This window comes from Bacillota bacterium, assembly GCA_024655925.1.
GTDB lineage: Bacteria > Bacillota > DTU025 > DTU025 > JANLFS01 > JANLFS01.
On sequence record JANLFS010000111.1, the window covers coordinates 6,339 to 8,926 of the forward strand.

The following is a 2,588-nucleotide window of genomic DNA, read 5'->3' on the forward strand; positions in this document are numbered from 1 at the left end:
CGGAAGCCCGGCCTCCCCGGAAATGAAAAAGCCCTGTTCACCGTCGTGAACAGGGGATCAATCTTCGGCCTTGGGTACGGGCTATGTCCCGCGCCCCAGCATCCCCCCTTTCCTCGAAGGTGGAAACTGCTTTGGCCCATGGGCAGGTTTCCTGGCTCCCGGCTCATCGGCGGGGCGCGTCTTCCCCCTGCGGTTCATCGCAGGAGTGACATGAATTGCGCCCAGACTCACCGGTCACAGTGGCGGGACCGCGGGCTTAGCACCGCATCCGCTGTCGAAACAGAGGCCATGCGGGCTGCCACTTCCCTTTTACTCTCCTCGAGAGCACCCATCGGCGTGAGGTATTCTGTTGTCAGAACACATGTTACCACATTGGACCGGGTGTGCCAATAGCGGACCAGGTCGCTGAGTTGCGCGTCTGTGGCATTGTCCCTGCGCTTATTTCGGGTCTACCCAGCTGGTTCCAGTGCCGCCACATCTATGCCGCCTTGAGCGGCTGCCTTCCCGGGTTTCAGCAGACTGTCCCCAGGTCTCTGAGAGACATGAAGGTCCTGAGGATGTCCGCGGCGGTCTTGAAGGCCTGAGCGGGCGTTTCGAGGCCCTGAGACCAATGGATACGGGCATGCGCTGCGATCCTGCATTCACAGCGCCTCGTATCACACTTGGCAGAAGTACGGCATCACAATAGGATATGTATGACCGTATTCGTCTAAATGGTCATAGGGGGAGCGTACCGCATGCCAAGACCCTTCACCGAAAAGGAACGTGAGTCCATAAGACTCAGACTGCTCAATGCTGCCGAGGAATGCTGGAGCAGACATGGCATCAAGAGAACGACTGTGGATGAGCTGGCCTTAATGGCGGGAATATCGAAAGGTTCATTCTACCTGTTCTACGAGTCTAAGGAACTTCTCTTTCTGGACGTGATCGAGAGAATAGAGCGAGAAACGAAACAGGCCTTCTTCAGCGCGTTGAGCATGCCGGGCAAGACGAAGAAGGAAACCTTTATGAACGCTGTTGACCGGGTCTATGCAACGGTCAGAAAGGCCCCGTGGTTGCTGAGCTTGCAGAGTGGCGACTATGAGGCATTGGCCAGGAACCTGCCATCAGACAGGATTGTCAGGCATGTGCAAGTGGATGAGAGTGACGTTGCCTCGATGCTTGCTGCTCTTGGTGTTGACTCGCATCTGGACATCAAGGTGGTGGCCGGGGCCCTGCGGGCAGTCTTCTTCACCCTTCTGCACCGGAGAGAGATCGGGGAAGAGCATTTCGATGCTGTATACCGAATGCTGCTTGAGGGGCTTTCCCATCAGCTCTTTCAGGAGGAAGACGGACGATAACCGTGGACCGGCTGACCTTTACCTATCGCGGGCAGAAGAAGTTCATCAAGGACATGAGCTTCGATGTACACGCTGGGGAGATCTTTGGGTTCCCGGGCCCATCTGGTGCCGGAAAGAGCACACTGCAGAAGATACTGACTGGCATACTAAAGGGCCGTTCCGGCAGCGTCACAGTCATGGGCCATGAGGCCAAGGAACCCGGCGCCGGCTTTCTTGAGGACATCGGCGTCGTATTCGGGTTCCCAACCCTGTACGCGAAGCTCACAGCCATGGAGAGCCTGCGGTTCTTCTCCTCTCTGTATAAGCGCGAAGGCCTTGACATCATGCCCCTGCTCGAGCGCACAGGACTATCAGGGAGTGCACATAAGCGGGTCTCAAGCTTCTCCAAAGGTATGAAGACGCGGCTCGCCTTTGTGCGTGCATTGCTCCATTCCCCTGTGCTTCTGTTTCTCGATGAGCCCACAAGCGGATTTGACCCGGCCAATGCTCGGATCATCAAGGACATGATACTGGAGCAGAAGTGGGCAGGAAGGATTGTCATACTGACTACTCACAATATGCATGATGCACACGAACTCTGCGACCGCGTGGCCTTCATAGTGGATGGCAAGATCCGCGCCCTAGATACTCCCCAGGCCCTGTGTGCCCGAGAGAGCGGCGTGCAGGTGAGCTATGCCTATTTGGACAATGGTCAGACTATGACCGGGTCCGCAAACCTGTCTGGCTTGGGACAAGATGAGGAATTCATGAAGCGGCTGAAGGACGGGACACAAGTGTCCCGTCATTCAAAGGAGCCTTCACTGGAGGGGGTATTCGTGGAGTTAACAGGCAGATGTCTGGCATGAGACTAGTGAAGGCTGCGCTCAATGATATGCTGTATCAGGTCCGGTACGGCTTATATTTCCTGCGCTTGATCGTCTCCATCTTCTACACAACAGTACTGCGGCTGATACCCACGGATATCCGACGGGGAATTGCGGCCGTTATCATCCTGACTGATCCGGCCGCCCTTGGTTTCATATTCATCGGCGCCATCTTGCTCCTGGAGCAAGGAGAGGGACTGCACAGCTATCTCTCGGTCCTGCCACTCAGGACCGATGAGTACGTCTGCACTAAAGCCCTCTCCCTTTCCATGATCTCAGTCCTATCCGGGCTTGTCGTTGCCGCCGCCGGGCTCAGAGGAGGAGTCAACTATCTGTTACTCCTCATGGCACTCATGGTTGGCTCCACAGTATTCACTTTCGCGGG

General features: G+C 56.2%; 3 protein-coding genes and 1 riboswitch. All 3 genes read left to right on the forward strand.

The genetic code is table 11. The features are described 5' to 3' along the window. Nucleotides 1-123: 123 nt before the first annotated feature. Nucleotides 124-347: riboswitch (cobalamin riboswitch) on the reverse strand. A gap of 390 nt (nt 348-737) precedes the next feature. Further along, on the forward strand, nt 738-1,340 hold the full coding sequence (locus NUW23_13635) for a TetR/AcrR family transcriptional regulator (protein MCR4427202.1): 603 nt from the start codon (nt 738-740) through the stop codon (nt 1,338-1,340). Between the two features lie 53 nt (nt 1,341-1,393). Further along, the gene (locus NUW23_13640) at nt 1,394-2,185 is read left to right on the forward strand and encodes an ABC transporter ATP-binding protein (protein MCR4427203.1); all 792 of its coding nucleotides are present in this window, start codon (nt 1,394-1,396) and stop codon (nt 2,183-2,185) included. Then, nucleotides 2,173-2,588, forward strand: a 416-nt coding sequence (locus NUW23_13645) for an ABC transporter (GenBank protein ID MCR4427204.1), incomplete at its 3' end; no start/stop codon positions are given. The genes NUW23_13640 and NUW23_13645, both read left to right, overlap by 13 nt.

Bases quoted from the DNA above. Each gene is read 5' to 3' on its own strand.
- NUW23_13635 (MCR4427202.1), top strand. From the start codon at position 738: ATGCCAAGACCCTTCACCGAAAAGGAACGTGAGTCCATAAGACTCAGA.
- NUW23_13640 (MCR4427203.1), top strand. From the start codon at position 1,394: ATGAGCTTCGATGTACACGCTGGGGAGATCTTTGGGTTCCCGGGCCCA.